At 62.7% G+C, this 18,538-nt stretch carries 19 protein-coding genes; 5 read left to right on the forward strand and 14 right to left on the reverse strand.

Annotated features, from left to right (window positions below; genetic code table 11):
• The 4 genes from E5X34_RS02150 to E5X34_RS02165 form a co-directional block, all read right to left on the reverse strand.
• Positions 1-150: a CcoQ/FixQ family Cbb3-type cytochrome c oxidase assembly chaperone gene (locus tag E5X34_RS02150; RefSeq protein ID WP_042647191.1), complete on the reverse strand. Its 150-nt coding sequence runs from the start codon at positions 148-150 to the stop codon at positions 1-3.
• A 12-nt stretch (positions 151-162) separates the two neighbouring features.
• Positions 163-894 (reverse strand): cytochrome-c oxidase, cbb3-type subunit II, encoded by a 732-nt coding sequence (ccoO, locus tag E5X34_RS02155; RefSeq protein ID WP_126079230.1) that lies wholly within the window; start codon positions 892-894, stop codon positions 163-165.
• Between the two features lie 10 nt (positions 895-904).
• Positions 905-2,515 (reverse strand): cytochrome-c oxidase, cbb3-type subunit I, encoded by a 1,611-nt coding sequence (gene ccoN, locus E5X34_RS02160; protein ID WP_292560409.1) that lies wholly within the window; start codon positions 2,513-2,515, stop codon positions 905-907.
• A 249-nt stretch (positions 2,516-2,764) separates the two neighbouring features.
• Positions 2,765-3,478: a Crp/Fnr family transcriptional regulator gene (locus tag E5X34_RS02165; protein WP_292560769.1), complete on the reverse strand. Its 714-nt coding sequence runs from the start codon at positions 3,476-3,478 to the stop codon at positions 2,765-2,767.
• A gap of 107 nt (positions 3,479-3,585) precedes the next feature.
• Here E5X34_RS02165 and hemN point away from each other — a divergent pair, with 107 nt between their 5' ends.
• Positions 3,586-4,965, forward strand: coding sequence for an oxygen-independent coproporphyrinogen III oxidase (hemN, locus tag E5X34_RS02170; RefSeq protein ID WP_292560411.1), 1,380 nt, complete (start codon positions 3,586-3,588; stop codon positions 4,963-4,965).
• A gap of 19 nt (positions 4,966-4,984) precedes the next feature.
• Here the strand turns inward: hemN and E5X34_RS02175 are convergent, their stop codons facing one another.
• The 6 genes from E5X34_RS02175 to E5X34_RS02200 form a co-directional block, all read right to left on the reverse strand.
• On the reverse strand, positions 4,985-5,416 hold the full coding sequence (locus E5X34_RS02175) for an ion channel (protein ID WP_126079227.1): 432 nt from the start codon (positions 5,414-5,416) through the stop codon (positions 4,985-4,987).
• 189 nt (positions 5,417-5,605) lie between these two features.
• Positions 5,606-6,061, reverse strand: a complete 456-nt coding sequence (locus tag E5X34_RS02180; RefSeq protein WP_292560413.1) for a group III truncated hemoglobin — start codon at positions 6,059-6,061, stop codon at positions 5,606-5,608.
• 23 nt (positions 6,062-6,084) lie between these two features.
• Positions 6,085-6,954: an SUMF1/EgtB/PvdO family nonheme iron enzyme gene (locus E5X34_RS02185; RefSeq protein ID WP_292560415.1), complete on the reverse strand. Its 870-nt coding sequence runs from the start codon at positions 6,952-6,954 to the stop codon at positions 6,085-6,087.
• Between the two features lie 65 nt (positions 6,955-7,019).
• Positions 7,020-8,123 (reverse strand): copper-containing nitrite reductase, encoded by a 1,104-nt coding sequence (gene nirK / locus E5X34_RS02190; RefSeq protein WP_292560417.1) that lies wholly within the window; start codon positions 8,121-8,123, stop codon positions 7,020-7,022.
• A 254-nt stretch (positions 8,124-8,377) separates the two neighbouring features.
• A complete protein-coding gene (locus tag E5X34_RS02195; RefSeq protein WP_126062654.1) occupies positions 8,378-8,824 on the reverse strand; it encodes a pseudoazurin in 447 nt (148 codons plus the stop codon).
• Between the two features lie 146 nt (positions 8,825-8,970).
• Positions 8,971-10,167, reverse strand: coding sequence for an NnrS family protein (locus tag E5X34_RS02200; protein WP_292560420.1), 1,197 nt, complete (start codon positions 10,165-10,167; stop codon positions 8,971-8,973).
• 205 nt (positions 10,168-10,372) lie between these two features.
• Between E5X34_RS02200 and E5X34_RS02205 the strand changes: the two genes are divergently transcribed.
• Positions 10,373-11,077: a Crp/Fnr family transcriptional regulator gene (locus E5X34_RS02205; protein WP_292560421.1), complete on the forward strand. Its 705-nt coding sequence runs from the start codon at positions 10,373-10,375 to the stop codon at positions 11,075-11,077.
• On the opposite strand, the gene E5X34_RS02210 is transcribed toward E5X34_RS02205, so the two are convergent.
• On the reverse strand, positions 11,074-11,289 hold the full coding sequence (locus E5X34_RS02210) for a DUF1858 domain-containing protein (RefSeq protein WP_292560772.1): 216 nt from the start codon (positions 11,287-11,289) through the stop codon (positions 11,074-11,076). The two genes, E5X34_RS02205 and E5X34_RS02210, sit on opposite strands and share 4 nt — an antisense overlap.
• Positions 11,290-11,579: 290 nt before the next feature.
• Here E5X34_RS02210 and E5X34_RS02215 point away from each other — a divergent pair, with 290 nt between their 5' ends.
• Together E5X34_RS02215 and E5X34_RS02220 are read left to right on the forward strand one after the other, a co-directional pair.
• Complete coding sequence (locus E5X34_RS02215) at positions 11,580-13,967, forward strand: phosphoketolase (RefSeq protein WP_292560423.1); 2,388 nt, start codon at positions 11,580-11,582, stop codon at positions 13,965-13,967.
• Between the two features lie 55 nt (positions 13,968-14,022).
• Positions 14,023-15,201 (forward strand): acetate/propionate family kinase, encoded by a 1,179-nt coding sequence (locus tag E5X34_RS02220; RefSeq protein WP_292560425.1) that lies wholly within the window; start codon positions 14,023-14,025, stop codon positions 15,199-15,201.
• A gap of 62 nt (positions 15,202-15,263) precedes the next feature.
• On the opposite strand, the gene E5X34_RS02225 is transcribed toward E5X34_RS02220, so the two are convergent.
• Positions 15,264-15,779 (reverse strand): GNAT family N-acetyltransferase, encoded by a 516-nt coding sequence (locus tag E5X34_RS02225; protein ID WP_292560427.1) that lies wholly within the window; start codon positions 15,777-15,779, stop codon positions 15,264-15,266.
• A gap of 46 nt (positions 15,780-15,825) precedes the next feature.
• Positions 15,826-16,470 carry a helix-turn-helix domain-containing protein gene (locus tag E5X34_RS02230; protein WP_292560428.1) on the reverse strand — a complete coding sequence of 215 codons (645 nt, stop codon included), beginning with the start codon at positions 16,468-16,470 and terminating at the stop codon, positions 15,826-15,828.
• A 484-nt stretch (positions 16,471-16,954) separates the two neighbouring features.
• On the opposite strand from E5X34_RS02230, the gene E5X34_RS02235 reads away from it, so the two are divergent.
• Positions 16,955-17,938 carry a zinc-dependent alcohol dehydrogenase family protein gene (locus tag E5X34_RS02235; protein WP_292560432.1) on the forward strand — a complete coding sequence of 328 codons (984 nt, stop codon included), beginning with the start codon at positions 16,955-16,957 and terminating at the stop codon, positions 17,936-17,938.
• Positions 17,939-18,088: 150 nt separating this feature from the next.
• Here the strand turns inward: E5X34_RS02235 and E5X34_RS02240 are convergent, their stop codons facing one another.
• Positions 18,089-18,475 carry a hypothetical protein gene (locus tag E5X34_RS02240; protein WP_292073259.1) on the reverse strand — a complete coding sequence of 129 codons (387 nt, stop codon included), beginning with the start codon at positions 18,473-18,475 and terminating at the stop codon, positions 18,089-18,091.
• Positions 18,476-18,538 lie beyond the last annotated feature (63 nt).

The raw sequence follows: 18,538 nt of genomic DNA on the forward strand, positions 1-18,538 counted from the left end.
TCAATCGTCCTGGAGAGGAATTTTAGCGGCGTCGTCGGCATGCTTTCTGCCACCCGGACGCAGCGCGAAGACAATGCAGCCGACAAAGAACAAAGCCATGGCAAGAAGGCCCCAACTGTCGGCGAACTCCCGCATCAAGTTGTATTCCATCGGTTGCCCTCCTCAGCGGTAGCCGGCTGCTTCGTCGTAGTTCTTGAAATCGACCAGGGTGCCGAGCATCTGGAGATAGGCTACGAGAGCATCCATCTCGGTGACCTGTTGCGGGTTGCCGTCGAAGTCGCCGATCTTGGCCTTGGGGTAGCGTTTCTCCAGGCCGGTCGTGTCGGCATTGGGATCGGCCTGCGCCGTGAGGTCGGCGTTGGCGTTGGCGACCATGTCGTCGGAGTAGGGCACCCCGACGCGCCTGTTCGCAACCAGATGCGTCGAGAAATCCTTCACCTCGATCGGCGTGTCTTTCAAGAAGGCGTAGTTCGGCATGACCGATTCCGGCACCACGGAACGCGGGTCGGCAAGATGCTGAACTTGCCAGCTGTTGGAGTAGCGATCGCCGACGCGCGCAAGGTCGGGGCCGGTTCGCTTGGAGCCCCACTGGAAGGGGTGGTCGTACATCGACTCTGCCGCCAGGCTGTAATGGCCGTAGCGTTCCACCTCGTCGCGGAACGGCCGGATCATCTGGCTGTGGCAGAGATAGCATCCCTCGCGCACATAGATGTTGCGTCCGGCAAGCTCCAGCGGGGTGTAGGGGCGCATGCCCTCGACCTTCTCGATCGTGTTGTCGAGATAGAAGAGCGGCGCGATCTCGACGATACCGCCAACGGTCACGACCAGCAGGGATCCGACGAGAAGAAGCGTCGCGTTCTTCTCGATCAGCGCGTGTTTGTCTATCAGGCCCATGTCTGGCTCCTTATTCGGCAGGCTGGAGGGCGGGGGCGGAACCCGGCAAAGGCTGTTCTTTGCGCTGGTAGCCACGGATGGTCATGGTGATGTTCCAGGCCATGATCAGCATGCCGGCCAGGTACATGGCGCCGCCCGCGGCGCGCATGACATAGTAGGGATGCATCGTGGCGACCGTCTCGGCGAAGGAATAGACGAGGAAACCCTGCTCGTCGTATTCGCGCCACATGAGCCCCTGCATGATGCCCGAGACCCACATCACCGCCGCGTAGACAACGATGCCGAGCGTCGCCAGCCAGAAGTGCCAGGTGACGAGGCGCATCGAATAGAGCCGCTCGCGATTCCAGAGCTTGGGCACCATGTAGTAGATCGCGCCGAAGCTGATCAGGCCGACCCAGCCGAGCGCGCCCGAATGGACGTGGCCGATTGTCCAGTCCGTATAGTGCGACAGCGAGTTGACCGTCTTGATCGACATCATCGGCCCCTCGAAGGTCGACATGCCGTAGAAGGCGATGGCCGCCACCATCATGCGGACGATCGGGTCGGTGCGGATCTTGTCCCATGCGCCGGAGAGGGTCATGAGGCCGTTGATCATGCCGCCCCAGGAGGGCATCCACAGCATGATCGAGAACACCATGCCGAGCGTCTGCGCCCAGTCGGGCAGGGCGGTGTAATGGAGGTGATGCGGTCCGGCCCAGATATAGAGGAAGATCAGCGCCCAGAAGTGGATGATCGAAAGCCGGTAGGAATAGACGGGGCGGTTCACCTGCTTGGGCACGAAGTAGTACATCATGCCGAGGAAGCCCGCCGTCAGGAAGAACCCGACCGCATTATGGCCGTACCACCACTGCGTCAGCGCGTCCTGAACACCCGAGAATGCCGAGTAGCTCTTCGAGCCGAGGAACGAGACCGGCATCGACAGGTTGTTGACGACATGCAGCATCGCGATGGTGACGATGAAGGACAGGTAGAACCAGTTGGCGACGTAGATATGCGGTTCCTTGCGCTTCAGAATGGTGCCGAGGAAAAGGATCAGATACGCGACCCAGACGATCGTCAGCCAGAGGTCGACATACCATTCCGGCTCGGCATATTCGCGGCCTTCGGTGATGCCCAGCAGATAGCCGGTCGCGGCCATGACGATGAACAGCTGGTAGCCCCAGAAGACGAACCAGGCGAGATTGCCGCCGAACAGCCTCGCGCGGGACGTGCGCTGCACGACATACATGGATGTGCACAGAAGGGCGTTGCCGCCAAAGGCGAAGATCACACCGGAGGTATGGAGGGGCCGCAGCCGCCCGAAATTGAACCAGGGCCCGATGTTAAGCTGAGGGTATGCAAGCTCCAGCGCGATGATCAAGCCGACCAGCATGCCGACGACGCCCCAGAACACCGTCGCAATGGCGCCGTAGCGGATCGGACCATCCATGTAGGCGGATGGGTCGATCGGCGCCGCGGGCTTGAAATCCGTAGTGCGCAGCAGGACCACGGTGAATCCAGCCACGGCGAAGAACAAAACCCACATGTGCTGGCGAAAAGGTTCATCCACCCCGAAGCCGGCGGCTACGAGGGCGCCAAAGGCGAACAGGCTTAGAAGGACGATCTCCGTGCCAAATTTCATCGCAAGTCCCCGATCTCGTCTCGAAAGTTCCGGCGGAAATACCCGCCCGAGGCACCTTTTCGAGATTTCCCGGCCCCCCGGCCTTGATCCAGGTCAAACGCGCACTGCTTTTCTTTGGAGAGCGTCCGCGCCGGGCGCTGGAAACTGGTCCGCTTCAGGCAAGGACGCCGGCGAAACGACCTGCAAGGCCGAACCTTGCGACGGTGGTGAGATCAAGCAAGCGAAGGCTCGCAGGAGGATCGTCGCCGCTCAGTCGCCGCAGCGTTCCTCGATCTGAGCCATGCTTGCGAGGCTGATCTGCCGCTTGTTGACGATCCGGATCGTGCCGTCGGACCGCAACCTGGACAATTCCCGGCTGACCGTCTCGATGGTCAGCCCAAGAAAATCGGCGATATCGGTGCGTGTCAGCGGCAGGTCGAAGCTTATCGGGCTTGCCGGATGGTGCGCGGGATCGGTGTTTCTGGCGACCATGAGGAGGAAACTTGCGACCTTCTCGGACGCGGTCTTGCGCCCCAGCGCCGCCATCCAGTCGCGTGCTTCGTCGAGCTCGTTCAGCGTATGCTTCAGCAGCAGACGCGCAAGCTCCGGCATCTCGTTTGCCATCCGGTCGATGATTGCCCGTGGAAACGAGCAGAGCGCCACATTCGTCAAGGCTTCTGCCCTGATCGGCTTCTTTGCCTCGAACGGCCTGCCCAGGAAATCGGGCGCGAAATGGAAGCCGACAATCTGCTGACGACCATCCGAGAGATTTCTCGTGAGCTTGACCACGCCGGACAGCAGGTTGGAGTAGGTTCCGTCGTCGGGCAGTTCCGTCCCTGCCGGAACCTCGTGCCTGGACGAAGCCTTGGCCAGCTCGGCGAGTTGGCGGGCGTTGAAGGCGCCGCATAATCCATCCTGCCGCGCTTCGCAGGATTTGCAAATTGCGGGGACGTCGGCTTGTTGAACATCCTGTCTGGCGGCCATTGCGACGCCCGTGGTCAAATAGGAGCGGCAATCTGCCCGGGTTTTGAACTGAGTCGCCTTGATCGAGATCAAGGTTTTGCCGGCGTCGTTCGGGCAGTTTGACCGTCATGACCCCGCCCGCCGCCTCCATCGATCCGCCGCGCCCAGCTCCGACCGTGAGTCCTGGCGACAACGTGCCGCGTTACACGAGCTATCCCACGGCGCCGCATTTTCATCCTGGCGTTGACGCGGTCACGGTTCGCGGGTGGATGGACGCGCTCGAAGGCGATGACGAGATATCGCTGTATCTCCATATTCCCTATTGCGACCGTTTATGCTGGTTCTGCGCCTGCCATACCAAGCAGACACGACACTATGCGCCCGTGGCCGCTTTCCTTCGCTCGCTCCACAAGGAGATCGAAACGGTCGGCGGCCTCGTCAGCGGCCGCGGCAGGGTCCGCGCCGTTCATTTCGGCGGCGGCTCCCCGACAATGCTGAAGCCCGACGACATCCTCATGCTCGGAAAGGCGTTGCGGGATCAATTCGACTTCCTCGACGATGCCAGCCTCAGCGTCGAGATCGACCCCAACGACATGGACGAGGGTCGGCTGGACGCGTTTGCCGCGATCGGCATGACAAGGGCGAGCCTGGGTGTCCAGGATTTCGATCCCAAGGTGCAGAAGGCGATCAATCGCGAGCAGAGTTTCGCGCTGACCAAGAGCATTGTCGATGCGGTGCGGGCGCGGGGCGTCACGTCCGTCAACCTCGACCTGCTCTACGGCCTGCCGCATCAGACCGGCAAGAGCGTCGCGGCGACCGTTGCCCAGGCGCTGACCTTGGCGCCGGACAGGCTTGCGCTGTTCGGCTACGCGCATGTGCCGTGGTTCAAGAAGCATCAGACGATGATCGATGAAGCCTGGCTGCCCGATTCCGTCGCGCGCCTTGCGCAGTCGCAGCTTGCCGCGCAGCTGATTGTCGATGCCGGCTACGAAGCATTGGGGCTGGACCATTTCGCGAAGCCCGGGGACACGCTGGCGGTTGCCGCCCGCGCCGGCAAGATCCGCCGCAATTTCCAGGGCTACACCGAGGACCAGTGCGAAACCCTGATCGGTCTCGGCCCCTCGTCGATCAGCCGGTATCGCCAGGGTCATGCACAAAACATCGTCGCGACGGGCGAATACCAGAAAGCCGTGGATTCGGGAGAGCTGGCGATAGCGCGCGGCATAGAATTCAGCGTCGAAGACGAGGCGCGCGGCTGGGTCATCGAGCGCCTGATGTGCAACTTCGCCTTCTCGGCGGTGGAGCTTGTCGACCGCTTTGGAAATGTCGGCCAAAGGCTGCTTTGCGAAGCGAGCCGACTGGCCATCAGCGGGGCGGACCAGCTTCTTCGGCTGGAAGGCGAGAACTTCGTCGTGCCGGCGGCAAGCCGTCCGCTTGTCCGCACGGTGGCGGCGAAATTCGACAAATACCTCAGCAATGGAACCGGCAGGCATTCGGTGGCGGTTTGAATAGGCTTCAGGCGGCGGGTCAGAAATGCTCGCCCACCCTGAACGGCCCGACACGGGTCCCGGCCGCGATCAGATAGGCTGTCGACCAGCCGATCAGCAGAAAGCCGTTGATGCCTTCCAGGGCTGCCAGCACGCGCCAGCCATGAGCCGGCACGACATCGCCATATCCGACCGTCGAAAAGGTGATGGTCGAAAAGTAAAGCGCCGTCTCGAAATCGCTGAAGATTCCGAGCAGCCGGTAGATCCCGGCCCACAGCCAGACTTCCGCCGTCATGACAGCGAAAAGCCCCATCACGACCGTGATCATGGCGATGACCCGGCTGCGCCGCCCGTGCATCCGGAACAACGCAACGAGTCGGGACATCACGTAAGTGATCGCGATAAGGCCGAAAGTGTGGATCAGGACCGTCAGGCTGATGACGATCGTGCCGACGAAAAGATTGAGGATCATCGCGGAAATCAAGGGCTCGAACAGCTACAGTCCATCACAGTCCATGCGCGGAATCAAACCGGATGTCAGCTCGGTGGATTGCTCCCTGCTTGCCGGTCACTTGGAGCAAGGAAACTGCGAAACCGCTCCATCCCACTGTTTAGAGAATTGTGAACGAACGGCTATGGCGAGGGGTGCGAACCTGACCGCTCACACTTTTCCCGAAATGTCTCTGGCGGCAGGGCCGAGGTGGAAGAACATGGCGAGCTTGAGGCTCGTCGCTATCCTTTCCGCCCGCTCGACGAACACCGCCGCGATCTCGGGAGCGAACAGGCGGGATGCCGTCTCACCGAAGAGAGCCAGCCAAATCCCGAAGTCTGCTTCGGTCACGTCCTTGAGCTTCAGATGGGCCGGCACAGGCCGGCCATGGTAGTCGCCGCTCTTCAAGATGACGGAACACCAGAAGTCCGTCATCTTCTCCAGATGGGGCTCCCAGTCACCGACAATTTCCCGGGCGAAGATAGGCCCGAGCCGCTCATCCTTTCTAACCCTGGAATAGAACTCGCGCACCAGCACCCCGATCGAGGCTCGGTCCACGCCGGGGCGAGCCAGGGGCTGTTCGGCGACGGGGCGAACTCTGTCAAGCAGGGCCGGCTTCGAAATCATTTAAGTTCCTTTTTGTGGGGCGGTCAGGTGAAGCCCAATCGGCGAAGCGCGGCCTGCAGGAAGCCGCCGCGTTCATGGACCAGGCGAAATCCGAGATTGTCCGGCGGAGTTCCGACCGCGCAGCCGCCGCTTTTGCCGTCGCGGATGAAGTTCGACATGTAGGTGCGGTGGAAACCCTCCACAACGTGCACGCCGCAATTGGTGAGCGAACTGGCAACGCCATCGCTGGTCATCGTCACATGGGCGTAGCAGGTCGATGTCCATTCCCAGACATTGCCGGCAATATCCGCAACGCCCTTTGAGTTGATTCCGAATGCCCCGAGAGGACGCGGTTCAGGATCCGCTTTACGGCCGAGCGCCGCCTCGGTGCGATATTGGGTGAGCCACCGCCTCGCCGGATCCGCCGGGTCGCCGTCGCCCCCCTCGATGTCAGCCCGAAACCGCTCGCTAGCTGCATAGGCCCACTCTACATTGGTGGGCAGCCGCCATGTTTCGCCCGTTTTTGCCGACAGCCAATTCGCGTAAGCCTGCGCGTCGAGGAAGCTGACGCCCGTCGCCGGAACGTTGCCGACGAGACGCGAGTCGGCAGGTTTGCAGGCGCCGTCCGAAACGCAACGGTCATAGTCTGACGCCGTCACCTGGAACTTCATGATTTCCAGTGGCGTGTCGATGGTTTCCTTCGCCACGGGTGCGGGTACGGGATGATTGTCCCGGAGGAACTCACCAGGCTGCGGATTTTCGAGTGATCCAGGGGCCAAGGCGACCAGCTCTGCCACGGCAGCTGGAACCCGGGATCGCGAGGGCGTCGCCCCGTCGATCGCATTGCTGACGCCGAGACCGATGAGGGCGGCGGCCGCGATCGTTCCCAATGTGAAGACAGGATCGAAGGACATGCTCGAACTCCGCTAGCGGCTGCGACCCGCCGATATCGCCGGCGGGTCGTGGGCCGATCGGCTTTCTACGAGGCAATCGCCTTGGGAGCCTCGACCTGCATCATCAGATCGTCGTCCCATTTTCCGTCCACCGTGAAGTGCGCCGTGGCGCCGAGTTCGACCGCCTCGATCAGATTGTGATTGACGTAGGCGTAGACGCCCGGCTGCCGGAACGCATAGAGCGCGGCGCCCGCCGATCCGCCCCGGATGAACCAAGTCTCGAGATCCTTGGCGGGGGGATTGCCGAATTTTCCGTGTTCCCAGACGAAGTCGCCATGGCCGCCGATCAGGTGCGGACGGGTGTCGCGATTGGCCTGCGAGTGGACGATGAGCACCATCTCTCCGACCTTGGCCTTCATGGCGTTTTCGCCGGTCAGCGATCCAGCCTTGCCGTTGAAGACGACATGCGTCGGAACCAGGCCGCGCATCACCTTCACCGTGTCGTCGTAGTTGTCGCCGGCCGAGTCGTACTTCTTGAACTTTCCCTGCTCGTCGCGCGGGATGTAGAAGTCGTTCTCGCCGATATAGTAAATGCGGTCGTAGCGTACGGGCTTGCCCTTTTCGTCCCTCAGGCCATCGCGCGGCAGGACCATCACCGCCCCGCTCATCCCCGACACCACGTGCCAGGGGATCATCGCCCCGCCAGGCGCGCAATGGTAGACGAACGTGCCGGACCGGGTCGCCTTGAAGCGCAGCGTCACCTGCTCGCCTGGGTTGATCAGCGTCAGCGCACCGCCGCCGAGCCCGCCGGTCGCCGCATGGAAGTCGATATTGTGGGCGAGCGTGTTGGTGTCGGGGTTGATCAAGGTCAGCTCGAGATAGTCGCCCTCATGCACGACCATGAGCGGGCCCGGAATGGAGCCGTTGTAGGTCATGGCGTTGAGCTGAGTGCCGTCGGCGTCGATGACCATCGGCTTCTCTTCGATCTTCATGGTGAACTCGACGATCTTGGGGCCGCCCTTGGCCACCTGGTCGTGAGCGTGCACGAAAGGCGGCGCGACAAGCGTGACCTTTTCGCGCGGCAGTTCGGCCACATCCGTCACGGCCGCCATCGCCGGCGCCGAGCCGATGGCGGCAACAGCGGCGGCGGTAAGAACAGAACCCAGCAAAGCTTCGCGTCTCGTAAGCATCATAACCTCTCCTCATTTCAATCATTTCGAGATCGTCAGAATAGCGACTTCGAAAATCTCGTCTTTGCGCTTGCGCAAACCTGTGACAGGTGCAGTTGCTCTTTGTTGAGGAGTTTGCTTCTACAGGAAGGCCAGATAGGCACACCGCGCACACGCGGCCGACAAAAAGATGGCCGGGCAGGACCTCTCCCAAGGTCTGCCCGGCCCGTGCCTCCGGCCCGCCATTGCCGGAGGCAGCCCCCCATGCTGTTGGATCAGTTCGAAGCGGCTTTGGTCGCCTCGGCGAACAGCTCGGCAAAGACGGGCTTTGCCTTGCCGATCTGTTTGACGGCTTCCGCCGCCTCCAGGTTGACCGGCTTGCCGACGACGATCAGCGCCACCATGCCCATGCCGTAGTGGGGAGCGCATTTCACGCCATAGACACCTTCCTTGGTGAGGGTGACCGTGATCTCCTCGCTCGCCTTGCCCTTGAAGGGCTCGGCGCCGTCCGGAAGCATTCCATTGATGACCTCGGCATTGTGGGTCTTGTCGGTCGGCACGAACTTGATCGTGTCGCCGGGGGCCGCCCGGACGAAGTTGGGCTGGAAGACCATCGCGCCCTTTTCACCCTTGTTCAGCATCTGGACGACATGTTCTTCGGCATTCGCGGCGCCGGCCATCGAGAGCAACGCGACCGCCGCGGCAATGAGGGGCAGTTTCATCGGAGAGTTCCTTTCTTGTTTCACCACGGCATCTACCGTCGCGCGCTTTTAGATCGTTGGAGGACGTGGCGATTTGCGCTAGCTCAAATGCCGCGACGAAAGTGATGGCGCGGAACGGGCATGATGGTCAGTGTCGGCCCATGCGTTCATTCAGCGTTGTTACGCGCTTGCCGGCGTGGCCGCGTGAGCATTCCGCCAAAGAACACGGCGTAGCCGACGAAAGCGGTAGCCCATAGCGCCGCCGAGACATGCAGGAGAATCGGAGCGCCGGGAGCCATGGCCGCAGCTATGCGCAGGATGGCAGCGATGACGATCGCAACGAAGATCGCACGCGTTCCGGCGCCTGCCGCCAGTTTGCGGCCTGTGTGGCCGAGGGACGCGCGGGTCATCACGGCAAGCGTCATGCAGGCCACCGCCCCAACGGCAAAGGCGTGAATGCCTGCCGCCGCTGGAACGGCACCTGGTGCGAGGACGGTCAGTCCGGCAAGCAGCAGGCCTAGCGGCACAAAGACGAAGGCAATATGCAGGATCAGCACCAACGGATCGCCCAGTGTCCGATCGCCCGCCCAGCGGGCAAGCCGAACACTATTGAAGACCGCTCCCGCGATCAGAAGCGCGCCGGTTGCAAGATTGGCGGGAAATAAGGTCCAGGCCGCGAGGCCGACGGCGGACAGCGCGATCGTTCCGATGTCGAACTTGCCAAATGATGCCGGAATTCGGCCGGGATTCTCGCGCACCAGCCAATTGCGGGTGAAGCTGGGTACTATTCGCCCGCCTACGATCATGATGAGGACGACGACCGATCCAAGACCCAGGCGCCGGCTCATGTCGGAGATGCCTTGGTAATGCGCTTCAACATGAAATATGACGTTTGCCGCAAATAGGGTCGCGACTGGCAGCAGCACCTTGAGATTCCGCCAGTTCCGTCCGGCAATGATCTCCGTTGCGGCGGCCGCAACCACCGCCAGAAGAAAAGAGCAGTCTATGGCCGCGCTCAGCAGCCACCCGGTTTCCGCGGAAAGGAACACGGCCGCCCGACCGGCGACCCAGAGCAGCACCAGCGCAAGGAGGCGAAAGTCCTGAACAGGAAGCCGGCCGGTCCAGTTCGGAATTGCGGTCAGCAGGAAGCCGGTCACAACTGCCGGCAGGTAGCCGAAAAGCAACTCATGAATATGCCAGTCCACGGGCAGGAATGTGCTGAAGGTTTCCAGCCTGCCGTAATAGAGGGGCAGCCACAGCAGCATCGCAATGGCGGCCTGGAGCGAGCCCAGAAGGAAGAATGGCCGGAACCCGTAGGAGAGAATTGCCGGATAGGCGCTTGGTCGCGTCCTTGGAATTGCCATGACATGCCCCGTTGAAAACCAGGCAAGACGCCTGCTGGCCGCTTTTATCCGGGCTCTGAGGCCCGGAATTTGCCTCAGCGCAAACAAGGGAATGATCGCTTTGCCACGCCGACGGGGAGGCTTCACTTGTCGACGGGCTGTCGTCCGTGACACAGTCAGGCAGAGCCTGAACGTATTGCACCGTTGAAGTTGGGGAGGAAGGCAGTTGGCAAGCCTTGATCGATCGCTGATTGCCGGACTGCCTGTCTTCGAGGGGATCGCCTCTGCGGACCTGGATCGCATGATCGGACAGGCAAGGTCCATTCGCATCGCCAAGGATCAGCCGGTTTTCGAGCAGGAGCAGGAGGCCCATTCGTTCTTCCTGCTGCTCGACGGCCATGTGCGCGTGGTGAAATCGACTCCGGATGGTCATGAGGTAACCGTGCGCTACATAAGCCCGGGCGAATTGATGGGGATCGCCAGCGCGCTGGGCCGGACGACCTATCCGGCGAATGCCCTTGCGGCGGTCGATTGCGTGGCGCTCGCCTGGCCGAGCCAGCTCTGGGCTACATTCGCGGCGAGCTACCCGAGCTTCAGCGCCAATGCCTACAAGGCGGTGGGAATAAGGCTGCAGGACGCTCATGCTCGCGTCATCGAGATGTCCACCGAGCAAGTGGAGCAGCGTGTTGCGCATGCCTTGCTGAAGCTGATCAAGCAGTCGGGGAAAAAGACCGAGGCAGGCATCATGATCGACTTCCCCATTTCACGCCAGGACGTTGCCGAGATGACAGGCACGACGCTTCACACGGTCAGCCGGCTGCTTTCCGCCTGGGAAGACCAGGGGTTGGTCAAGAGCGGGCGACAAAGGGTGGTCGTGGTCGAACCCCACCGCCTCCTCGTCATCGCTGAAGGCCGCTCGGCAAAGGGCTAGCCCGCTCCGCCGGCGTCGATGGCCGCCTCCAGGTCGCAGCGAAGCTGATCCTCGTCCAGGTCATGCTCGCGTGCGGCGTCCGAAACGGTGTGGAAGGAAGCGATCGGGCAGCCGACGCACAACATTCCGTGCTGGAGGATGACACGAACAGCCGCGGGCGTCTCGCGCATGATCCCATCCATTGTCGCATCGTCATTCAATTTGCGTTTCATCTTGTCTGTCCGCATTTTGCGAACAACTATCCTGACGAGCCTCTTCAATGCGTTCGTTGCTCTGAAGCAAAGAAGGCGCTGTCTTGTCTTACAAGACGCAGTTTTGCGATGCTGTTTGGAGAGCCGCGGCCGGCCTGCCTCGGCATTTTGCGATGGATCAAAGCCCGCCGGCTCCCTGCCGGATAGATCGAAGGCGCGCCCGGTCCTGACATGGACCGGTCATGAACCGGTGGCAGCGTTGATGCGTTGTGCTTCATCCGCATCGGTTCAACCCAGCGAAGGAGTCGGAAATGACCGAGCGTCCCAGCGCCAATCGTCTGTCCGCGCAGGAACTGCGAGACATCGATGCCTACTGGCGTGCCGCCAACTACCTGACCATCGGGCAGATCTATCTGCTCGACAATCCGCTGCTTCGCGAACCCCTTCGGCTGGAGCATGTCAAGCCAAGGCTGCTCGGCCACTGGGGGACCTCGCCGGGTCTCAGCTTCATCTACACGCATCTCAACCGCGCCATCAGGCAGCGCGACGCCAATGTCATCTATGTCTGCGGTCCCGGCCATGGCGGGCCGGCGATGGTGGCCAACACCTATCTCGAGGGCACATACAGCGAGACCAATCCGGACATCGCGCTGGGCGAGGCCGGAATGAAGAAGCTCTTCCGCCAGTTCTCGTTTCCTGGCGGCATCCCGAGCCATGCGGCGCCTGATGTGCCCGGCTCGATCCATGAAGGCGGCGAGCTTGGCTACGCGCTCTCGCACGCTTATGGAGCGGCCTTCGACAACCCGGACCTTGTCGTCGCCTGCGTCGTCGGCGACGGCGAGGCGGAAACCGGGCCGCTCGCCACCTCCTGGCATTCCAACAAGTTCCTCAACCCGGCGCTTGACGGCGCGGTGCTGCCGATCCTCCACCTCAACGGCTACAAGATCGCCAATCCCACCATTCTGGCCCGTATCCCCGAGGAAGAGCTGCGGGCGCTGTTCGTCGGCTACGGTTACGAGCCGCTGTTCGTCGAAGGTGACGATCCGGCGTCGATGCATGAGCGGATGGCGATCGTGCTCGACGATGCGCTCGACCGCATTAAGGCGATCCAGGATGCGGCCCGCAACGGCGCGAAGACCGCGCAGCCGCGGCCGAAATGGCCGATGATCGTGCTGCGAAGCCCGAAGGGCTGGACCGGTCCGAAGGAGGTCGACGGGCTGAAGACCGAGGGGTTCTGGCGCGCCCACCAGGTCCCGCTTTCCGGCCTTGCAGAAAATCCCGAGCATCTGAGGATGCTTGAGGCGTGGATGAGAAGCTACCGGCCCGAGGAGCTTTTCGATGCCGCCGGCGCGCCGGTGGCCTCGATCCGCGCCACCGCGCCGCAAGGTGACAGGCGCATGAGCGCCAATCCGCATGCCAATGGCGGCCTGCTGCGCCGGTCTCTCGAACTGCCTGGCCTGGATGAGCATGCTGTCGCGGTCGAGCGGCCCGGCGGCGTCAAGGCGGAGTCGACCCGTGTCATGGGCAGCTTCTTGCGCGACGTCATGACGTTGAACCGGGCTGCCAGGAACTTCCGCATCGTCGGCCCCGACGAGACGGCCTCGAACCGGTGGCAGGATGTCTTCGAGGTGACGGAGCGCGCCTGGATGGAACAGATCCTTCCCGAGGATGTCCACCTGGCGCGGGAAGGCAGGGTTCTGGAAATTCTATCCGAGCATACCTGCCAGGGTTGGCTGGAAGGTTACCTGCTCACCGGGCGCCACGGCTTCTTCTCCTGCTACGAGGCCTTCACGCACATCGTCGATTCCATGTTCAACCAGCATGCGAAATGGCTCGATGCTTGCCGCAAGCTCGCATGGCGGCGGCCGATCGCTTCGCTGAACTATCTGTTGTCCAGCCATGTCTGGCAGCAGGAGCACAATGGCTTCAGCCATCAGGATCCAGGCTTCATCGACGTGGCGCTGAACAAGAAGGCGGACGTGGTGCGTGTCTACCTGCCGGCGGACGCCAACAGCCTGCTTTGCGTGACCGATCATGTGCTTAAGACGTGGAACCGCATCAACGTCATCGTCGCCGGCAAGGCCAATTCCTGGCAGTGGCTGTCGATCGACGAGGCGAAAGTCCACTGCGGCGCTGGCATCGGCATATGGGAATGGGCATCGACCGACGGCGGAGCCGAGCCGGATGTGGTGATGGCCTGCGCCGGCGACGTGCCGACGCTCGAGACGCTGGCCGCCGTTCAGATCCTGAGGCGCCACATTCCCGACCTCAAGATCCGCGTGGTGAACATTGTCGATCTGATGACGCTGCAGCCGAAGGAACATCACCCGCACGGGCTGTCGGACCACGAGTTCGACGCGTTGTTCACCAGGGATAAGCCTGTCATCTTCGCCTATCACGGCTATCCGTGGACGATCCACCGCCTGACCTACCGGCGGACCAATCACGACAACATCCATGTGCGCGGCTATAATGAGGAAGGGACGACGACGACGCCGTTCGACATGACCGTGCTGAACGGGCTCGACCGCTACCATCTCGTGCTCGGCGTTCTCGACCGCATTCCCGAGCCGGCCGGCGCGCACATCCAGCTGAGGCAGGCCATGGAAGGCAAGCTGATCGAGCACGCAGCCTATATCCGCAAGCACGGGCAGGACATGCCCGAGATACTCGGCTGGAAGTGGAGCGGTAATCGATGACGAGGCGCCGGGCTGGGAGGATCGGGCTTGCAAAAGCGGCGGGGACCGGCCGGCCATGACCGATGCAATTCTCGTCCTCAATGGCGGCTCATCGAGCCTGAAGTTCGCCGTCTTCCAATGGCGCGACGAGCTCCATCTGCTGGTGCGTGGCAGCGTCTCGTCGATCGGCGAGCGGCCCCGGCTCCACGTCGCGCCCACGGCAATGACGCCGCCGTTCGACAGGAGCCTTGGCGAACAGCCGATCTCCATCGGCACGGCGTTCGAAGCCGTTGCGTCCTATCTTGCGGACCGGGGCCTCCTGCGCCGGGTGGGCCGGGTCGGACATCGCATCGTGCATGGCGGCCGGGAGTTTGTCCGCGCAATGCTGCTCGACGAGCGCACGCTCGGGGCCTTGCGCAGGCTCGAGCCGCTCGCCCCAATTCACCAGGCGATCAACCTGGAGCTTGTCGACCTGGCCAGCCGCCTCCTGCCCGGCACCATGCAGGTCGGCTGCTTCGATACGGCCTTCCACGCGGCGCAGCCCGAGCACGCAAGGCTTTATGGCCTGCCGCATGAGATGGCGGAGCAAGGCATCGTCTCCTACGGCTTCCATGGGCTCTCCTACAGCCATATCGCCAGCGAGCTCAACAACCGTTATGGCGCCGCCGCCGGCGGCCGGACGATCGTTGCCCATCTCGGCAGCGGTGCGAGCCTGTGCGCGATGAAGGCAGGCGTAAGCCACGCCACCACCATGGGCTTCTCGACGCTTGACGGGCTCGTCATGAGCACGCGTTGCGGCGCGATCGATCCCGGCATCCTCCTGCACCTTCTGCAGGACCGGAAGCTGTCCTCGGACGAACTTGCCGAGCTACTCTATCAGCGATCCGGTCTGCTCGGGGTATCCGGCATCTCGGGAAACATGCAGACGCTGCTTGCGTCGAAAGACCCGGCGGCGGTGCGTGCCGTCGATCTCTTCGTCTATCGTGTCGGGCGCGAGATCGGATCGCTTGCCGCGGCGATTGGCGGGCTCGACACCCTCGTGTTCACGGCGGGCATCGGCGAGCACGCGCCCGCGATCCGGCAGAGCATCTGCGAAGCCGCGGGATGGCTGGGCGTCGGGCTCGACGAGGCGTTGAACGCGCATGGCGAAGAACTGATCAGCGCCCCGGATTCCCTGGTCGACGTGCTTGTCATTCCCGCCGACGAGGAACGTGCGGTGGCCGCTGAGTTGCTCGGCTTCGAAGGCAAAGACTAAATGATATCGCCCGGAAGCGCGGGGCGCTTCCGGGCGATATCATCGTACGAATGCAACCGTATTTAGCCCGGCAACGAGGCGCCGAGCTTCCGCTGAACCAGGACGAGCGTCGGGTCGTCGGGATCCGTCGTGACGATGAAGCCCATCTCGCGCTCGAGTTCGATCGCCGCGCGGTTTTCGCGGCTCTCGATCGACTCGATGGTCTCTATCCCATGATCGTCGGCATAACGCGCGACATAACCGAGCAACTCCCAGCTGACGCCGAGATGCTTGCGATCCTCGCGGATGCAGATGGCGACTTCGCCACGCCGATCGGCCGGATCCGCGGCGAGGGTCGCCACCGCAATCAGCATTCCGTCGGTGGAGAAGGCGAGAAAATTATGGACATGCGGATCGTCGGTGCGGGTCATCGCCACCAGCCGCTCATGCGAAACTTCCTTCACCGCTCCGAGGAAGCGGAAGCGCAAATCCTCCGGTGTCACATGGGTGAAGAACTCGGCGACGATCGGCTCATCGTCGGGACGCGCCCGACGCACCTCGAAGCGAAATCCGGTATGGGTCGTAAGCATGGTTTTCATTTTCAGCCCCTTTTCAGGATTGATGCGCGGGATTGGCGCAATGGCCTCATTCACCCATTGCCAGCAGCGTGTCGCGTTTCAGAATTTCAATGCTGCGCAGGCTGAGCAGGCGGATCACGCCCTTCTCTTTCAGGCGGGTGAAGACCCGCGACACGGTTTCGATGGTGAGGCCGAGATAATCGCCGATGTCGTTGCGCGACATGGGCAGTTCCACCTGCCGCAACCCACCCTGACGCTCCGACATCTCGACGAGGAATGCCGCGACGCGCTCGATGGCGTTCTGGCGGCCGAGCACCAGGAGATGTTCCTGCGCCCGGGTCAGGCCTTTGAGCGCCAGAGGCAGGAGCTGACGCGACATGTCCGTGCCTGACGGAGCGCGGAAGACCCGGACACCGGTCGCGTTGATCGCCTCGGCGAAGAAGTGATGGGTGGCGTCGGCCTCGAAACCGAAGGTCTCTCCCGCCAGGTGGAACGCGCTGATCTGCCTGCGGCCGTCGGCGAGCAGGCGGTAGATGCGAACCGCGCCGAACTCGACCTGATAGAGCGCGCCGGCCTTTTCGCCCTGGGCATAGATTTCGGCGCCTGCCGTGAAGAAGCTGACCGGCGTTGCCGGCCCTTCGAAGGCTGGCGCGGGGCTCTGATGGGGGGCATAGGACGGCAGTTCGATCTTGGCGGAGGCTTGAGCGTACATGGCTGTGGTCCCAGTGAATCTGTGACAACAGCAATCGCCCAAATCCGGCCATGCCGAAATTCGGTTATGTCCCTACGGGAAACTACTTAATGCGACCCGGGATCACCCTGCCGAGCAGGCGTGTCGAGCAGGCCACCTGGTCCGTGCGCCAACTGGGTCCGCGATTGACCACGATCAAGGCCGGCATGATTTGACCCGGCATTGTTTGGTCGGAGCCAGCCAAGGGAAACCGACCATGACCTCCGATATGATTGAAATCTGGACCGGAATACTCGGCCTTGCCTATCTTGCCGCCGCAGGCCTTTATTTCGAAATGCTCCGTGCCAGGAGGCACGTCCGAGCAAGGCATGGTCATGTCCGGCCGTATCCGGACAGGATAAGGCGCTCGCGATAGGAAAGGATGCCGGACCAGCGCGGGTTCATTGTCCGTGCCGAGGGAAAGCCGGTCCGTTCCAGTCTGTCTTTCGAGAAACGGGGAAGCGTGATGAAGGCAATGCTGCTGGAAAAGCCCGGCACGCTTCTGAATCTCGTCAACCGTCCGGACCCCTTGCCGGGGGCGGGCGAGATCAGGCTCAAGGTGGAGGCATGCGCGGTATGCCGCACCGACCTGCACGTCGTGGACGGTGACTTGCCATCGCCAAAGCTGCCGCTCGTGCCGGGCCACGAAATCGTCGGCATCGTCGATCTTGTCGGTGAAGGCGTATCGCGAGCCCGGCTTGGGCAGAGGGTGGGGGTTCCGTGGCTGGGGCACACGTGCGGACATTGTCCCTATTGCAACGCCGGCGCCGAGAACCTCTGCGACCAGCCGCTCTTCACCGGCTACACGCGCGACGGCGGCTTCGCCAGTCATGTCGTTGCCGACGAGCATTTCGCCTTCGAGCTCGATGCCGCCGCCGATCCGGTGTCGCTGGCGCCGCTCCTGTGCGCTGGCCTGATCGGCTGGCGCTGCCTCAAGAAGGCCGGCGATGGCCGCCGGCTGGGCATCTTTGGCTTCGGCGCCGCCGCGCATATCATCACGCAGGTCGCAATCTGGCAGGGACGTGAGATCTTTGCCTTCACGCGGCCTGGCGACATCCAGGCACAGGAATTCGCGCGCTCATTGGGCGTTGCCTGGGCAGGCGCCTCCGACGAATTGCCCCCCGCCGAGCTTGACGCCGCGATCATTTTCGCACCGGTCGGCGACCTGGTGCCGGCAGCATTGCGGGCTGTCCGCAAGGGCGGCCGGGTGGTCTGCGGCGGCATCCATATGAGCGACATTCCATCGATGCCCTACAGGCTTCTGTGGCAAGAACGGGAATTGGTGTCGGTCGCCAACCTGACCCGCCGGGACGCCGAGGAGTTCTTTCCGATCGCGAGGGACGCCAGGGTGCGCACGCACACAAAGGTCTATCCGCTGGAGCGGGCGAACCAGGCGCTGGATGATTTGCGCATGGGCCGGCTGAGCGGCGCCGCCGTCCTTAAGCCGTGACGGTCGTGAAGCGCGCGCTCGCACGGCCGTCTTATCTGCTTCAGCCGGGTTCGTTCCTGGCCGGCAGAGTCGCTCAGGATGGGTCGGGATGGCCGATAAAAACAGGCACGCAGGGCGACATTCTTCTCTCGGACGGCTTGCCGAGCTGCGCTATGGCTGCTCGACCCGGGCCACCTGGTAGGTGTGCATGGCCCCGTTGCGCTTGATCGAGACGTACTCGCCGGTGACGAAGCGCTCCTCGCCGAGATGAAAGCCGACCTCATCGTCACGATCGCCCTCGGCGTAGTCGAAATACCATTGGCCGCCCGGCTTGCGCCGCAGGCGGCCGACAAGATCGTCCTCGCCGGTGCGGAAGCGGCGGACGCGGCAAAAGGCCTTGTGCGATTTCCATTCCTCCGCGTCCAGCCGTCCCTCGTTGGTGAGCGGCGCCAACACATCATAGCCTTCTTCGCGCTCTCCTTCGGGATGACCCTTCTCGCGAGCCAGAAGCAGGCGGATGTTCCTGAATTTCGGGGTGAGGTCGTGCAAGCTGGTCATGGCAAACTCCTTCGAGGCCATTCCTATCGCGGCGGCCTGGGGTCACCTTGATCAGAGTCAAAC

Source organism: Mesorhizobium sp. (assembly GCF_004963255.1).
GTDB lineage: Bacteria > Pseudomonadota > Alphaproteobacteria > Rhizobiales > Rhizobiaceae > Mesorhizobium.

What these genes read in the sequence shown, in the direction of transcription:
- E5X34_RS02220 (WP_292560425.1), top strand. Translation starts at nt 14,023, where the DNA reads ATGACCGATGCAATTCTCGTCCTCAATGGCGGCTCATCGAGCCTGAAG.
- nirK (WP_292560417.1), bottom strand. Translation starts at nt 8,123, where the DNA reads ATGCTTACGAGACGCGAAGCTTTGCTGGGTTCTGTTCTTACCGCCGCC.
- E5X34_RS02225 (WP_292560427.1), bottom strand. Translation starts at nt 15,779, where the DNA reads ATGAAAACCATGCTTACGACCCATACCGGATTTCGCTTCGAGGTGCGT.
- E5X34_RS02150 (WP_042647191.1), bottom strand. Translation starts at nt 150, where the DNA reads ATGGAATACAACTTGATGCGGGAGTTCGCCGACAGTTGGGGCCTTCTT.
- E5X34_RS02210 (WP_292560772.1), bottom strand. Translation starts at nt 11,289, where the DNA reads ATGAAACGCAAATTGAATGACGATGCGACAATGGATGGGATCATGCGC.
- E5X34_RS02230 (WP_292560428.1), bottom strand. Translation starts at nt 16,470, where the DNA reads ATGTACGCTCAAGCCTCCGCCAAGATCGAACTGCCGTCCTATGCCCCC.
- E5X34_RS02195 (WP_126062654.1), bottom strand. Translation starts at nt 8,824, where the DNA reads ATGAAACTGCCCCTCATTGCCGCGGCGGTCGCGTTGCTCTCGATGGCC.
- E5X34_RS02180 (WP_292560413.1), bottom strand. Translation starts at nt 6,061, where the DNA reads ATGATTTCGAAGCCGGCCCTGCTTGACAGAGTTCGCCCCGTCGCCGAA.
- ccoN (WP_292560409.1), bottom strand. Translation starts at nt 2,515, where the DNA reads ATGAAATTTGGCACGGAGATCGTCCTTCTAAGCCTGTTCGCCTTTGGC.
- E5X34_RS02215 (WP_292560423.1), top strand. Translation starts at nt 11,580, where the DNA reads ATGACCGAGCGTCCCAGCGCCAATCGTCTGTCCGCGCAGGAACTGCGA.
- E5X34_RS02235 (WP_292560432.1), top strand. Translation starts at nt 16,955, where the DNA reads ATGAAGGCAATGCTGCTGGAAAAGCCCGGCACGCTTCTGAATCTCGTC.
- E5X34_RS02240 (WP_292073259.1), bottom strand. Translation starts at nt 18,475, where the DNA reads ATGACCAGCTTGCACGACCTCACCCCGAAATTCAGGAACATCCGCCTG.
- E5X34_RS02200 (WP_292560420.1), bottom strand. Translation starts at nt 10,167, where the DNA reads ATGGCAATTCCAAGGACGCGACCAAGCGCCTATCCGGCAATTCTCTCC.
- E5X34_RS02185 (WP_292560415.1), bottom strand. Translation starts at nt 6,954, where the DNA reads ATGTCCTTCGATCCTGTCTTCACATTGGGAACGATCGCGGCCGCCGCC.
- E5X34_RS02165 (WP_292560769.1), bottom strand. Translation starts at nt 3,478, where the DNA reads ATGGCCGCCAGACAGGATGTTCAACAAGCCGACGTCCCCGCAATTTGC.
- E5X34_RS02175 (WP_126079227.1), bottom strand. Translation starts at nt 5,416, where the DNA reads ATGATCCTCAATCTTTTCGTCGGCACGATCGTCATCAGCCTGACGGTC.
- ccoO (WP_126079230.1), bottom strand. Translation starts at nt 894, where the DNA reads ATGGGCCTGATAGACAAACACGCGCTGATCGAGAAGAACGCGACGCTT.
- hemN (WP_292560411.1), top strand. Translation starts at nt 3,586, where the DNA reads ATGACCCCGCCCGCCGCCTCCATCGATCCGCCGCGCCCAGCTCCGACC.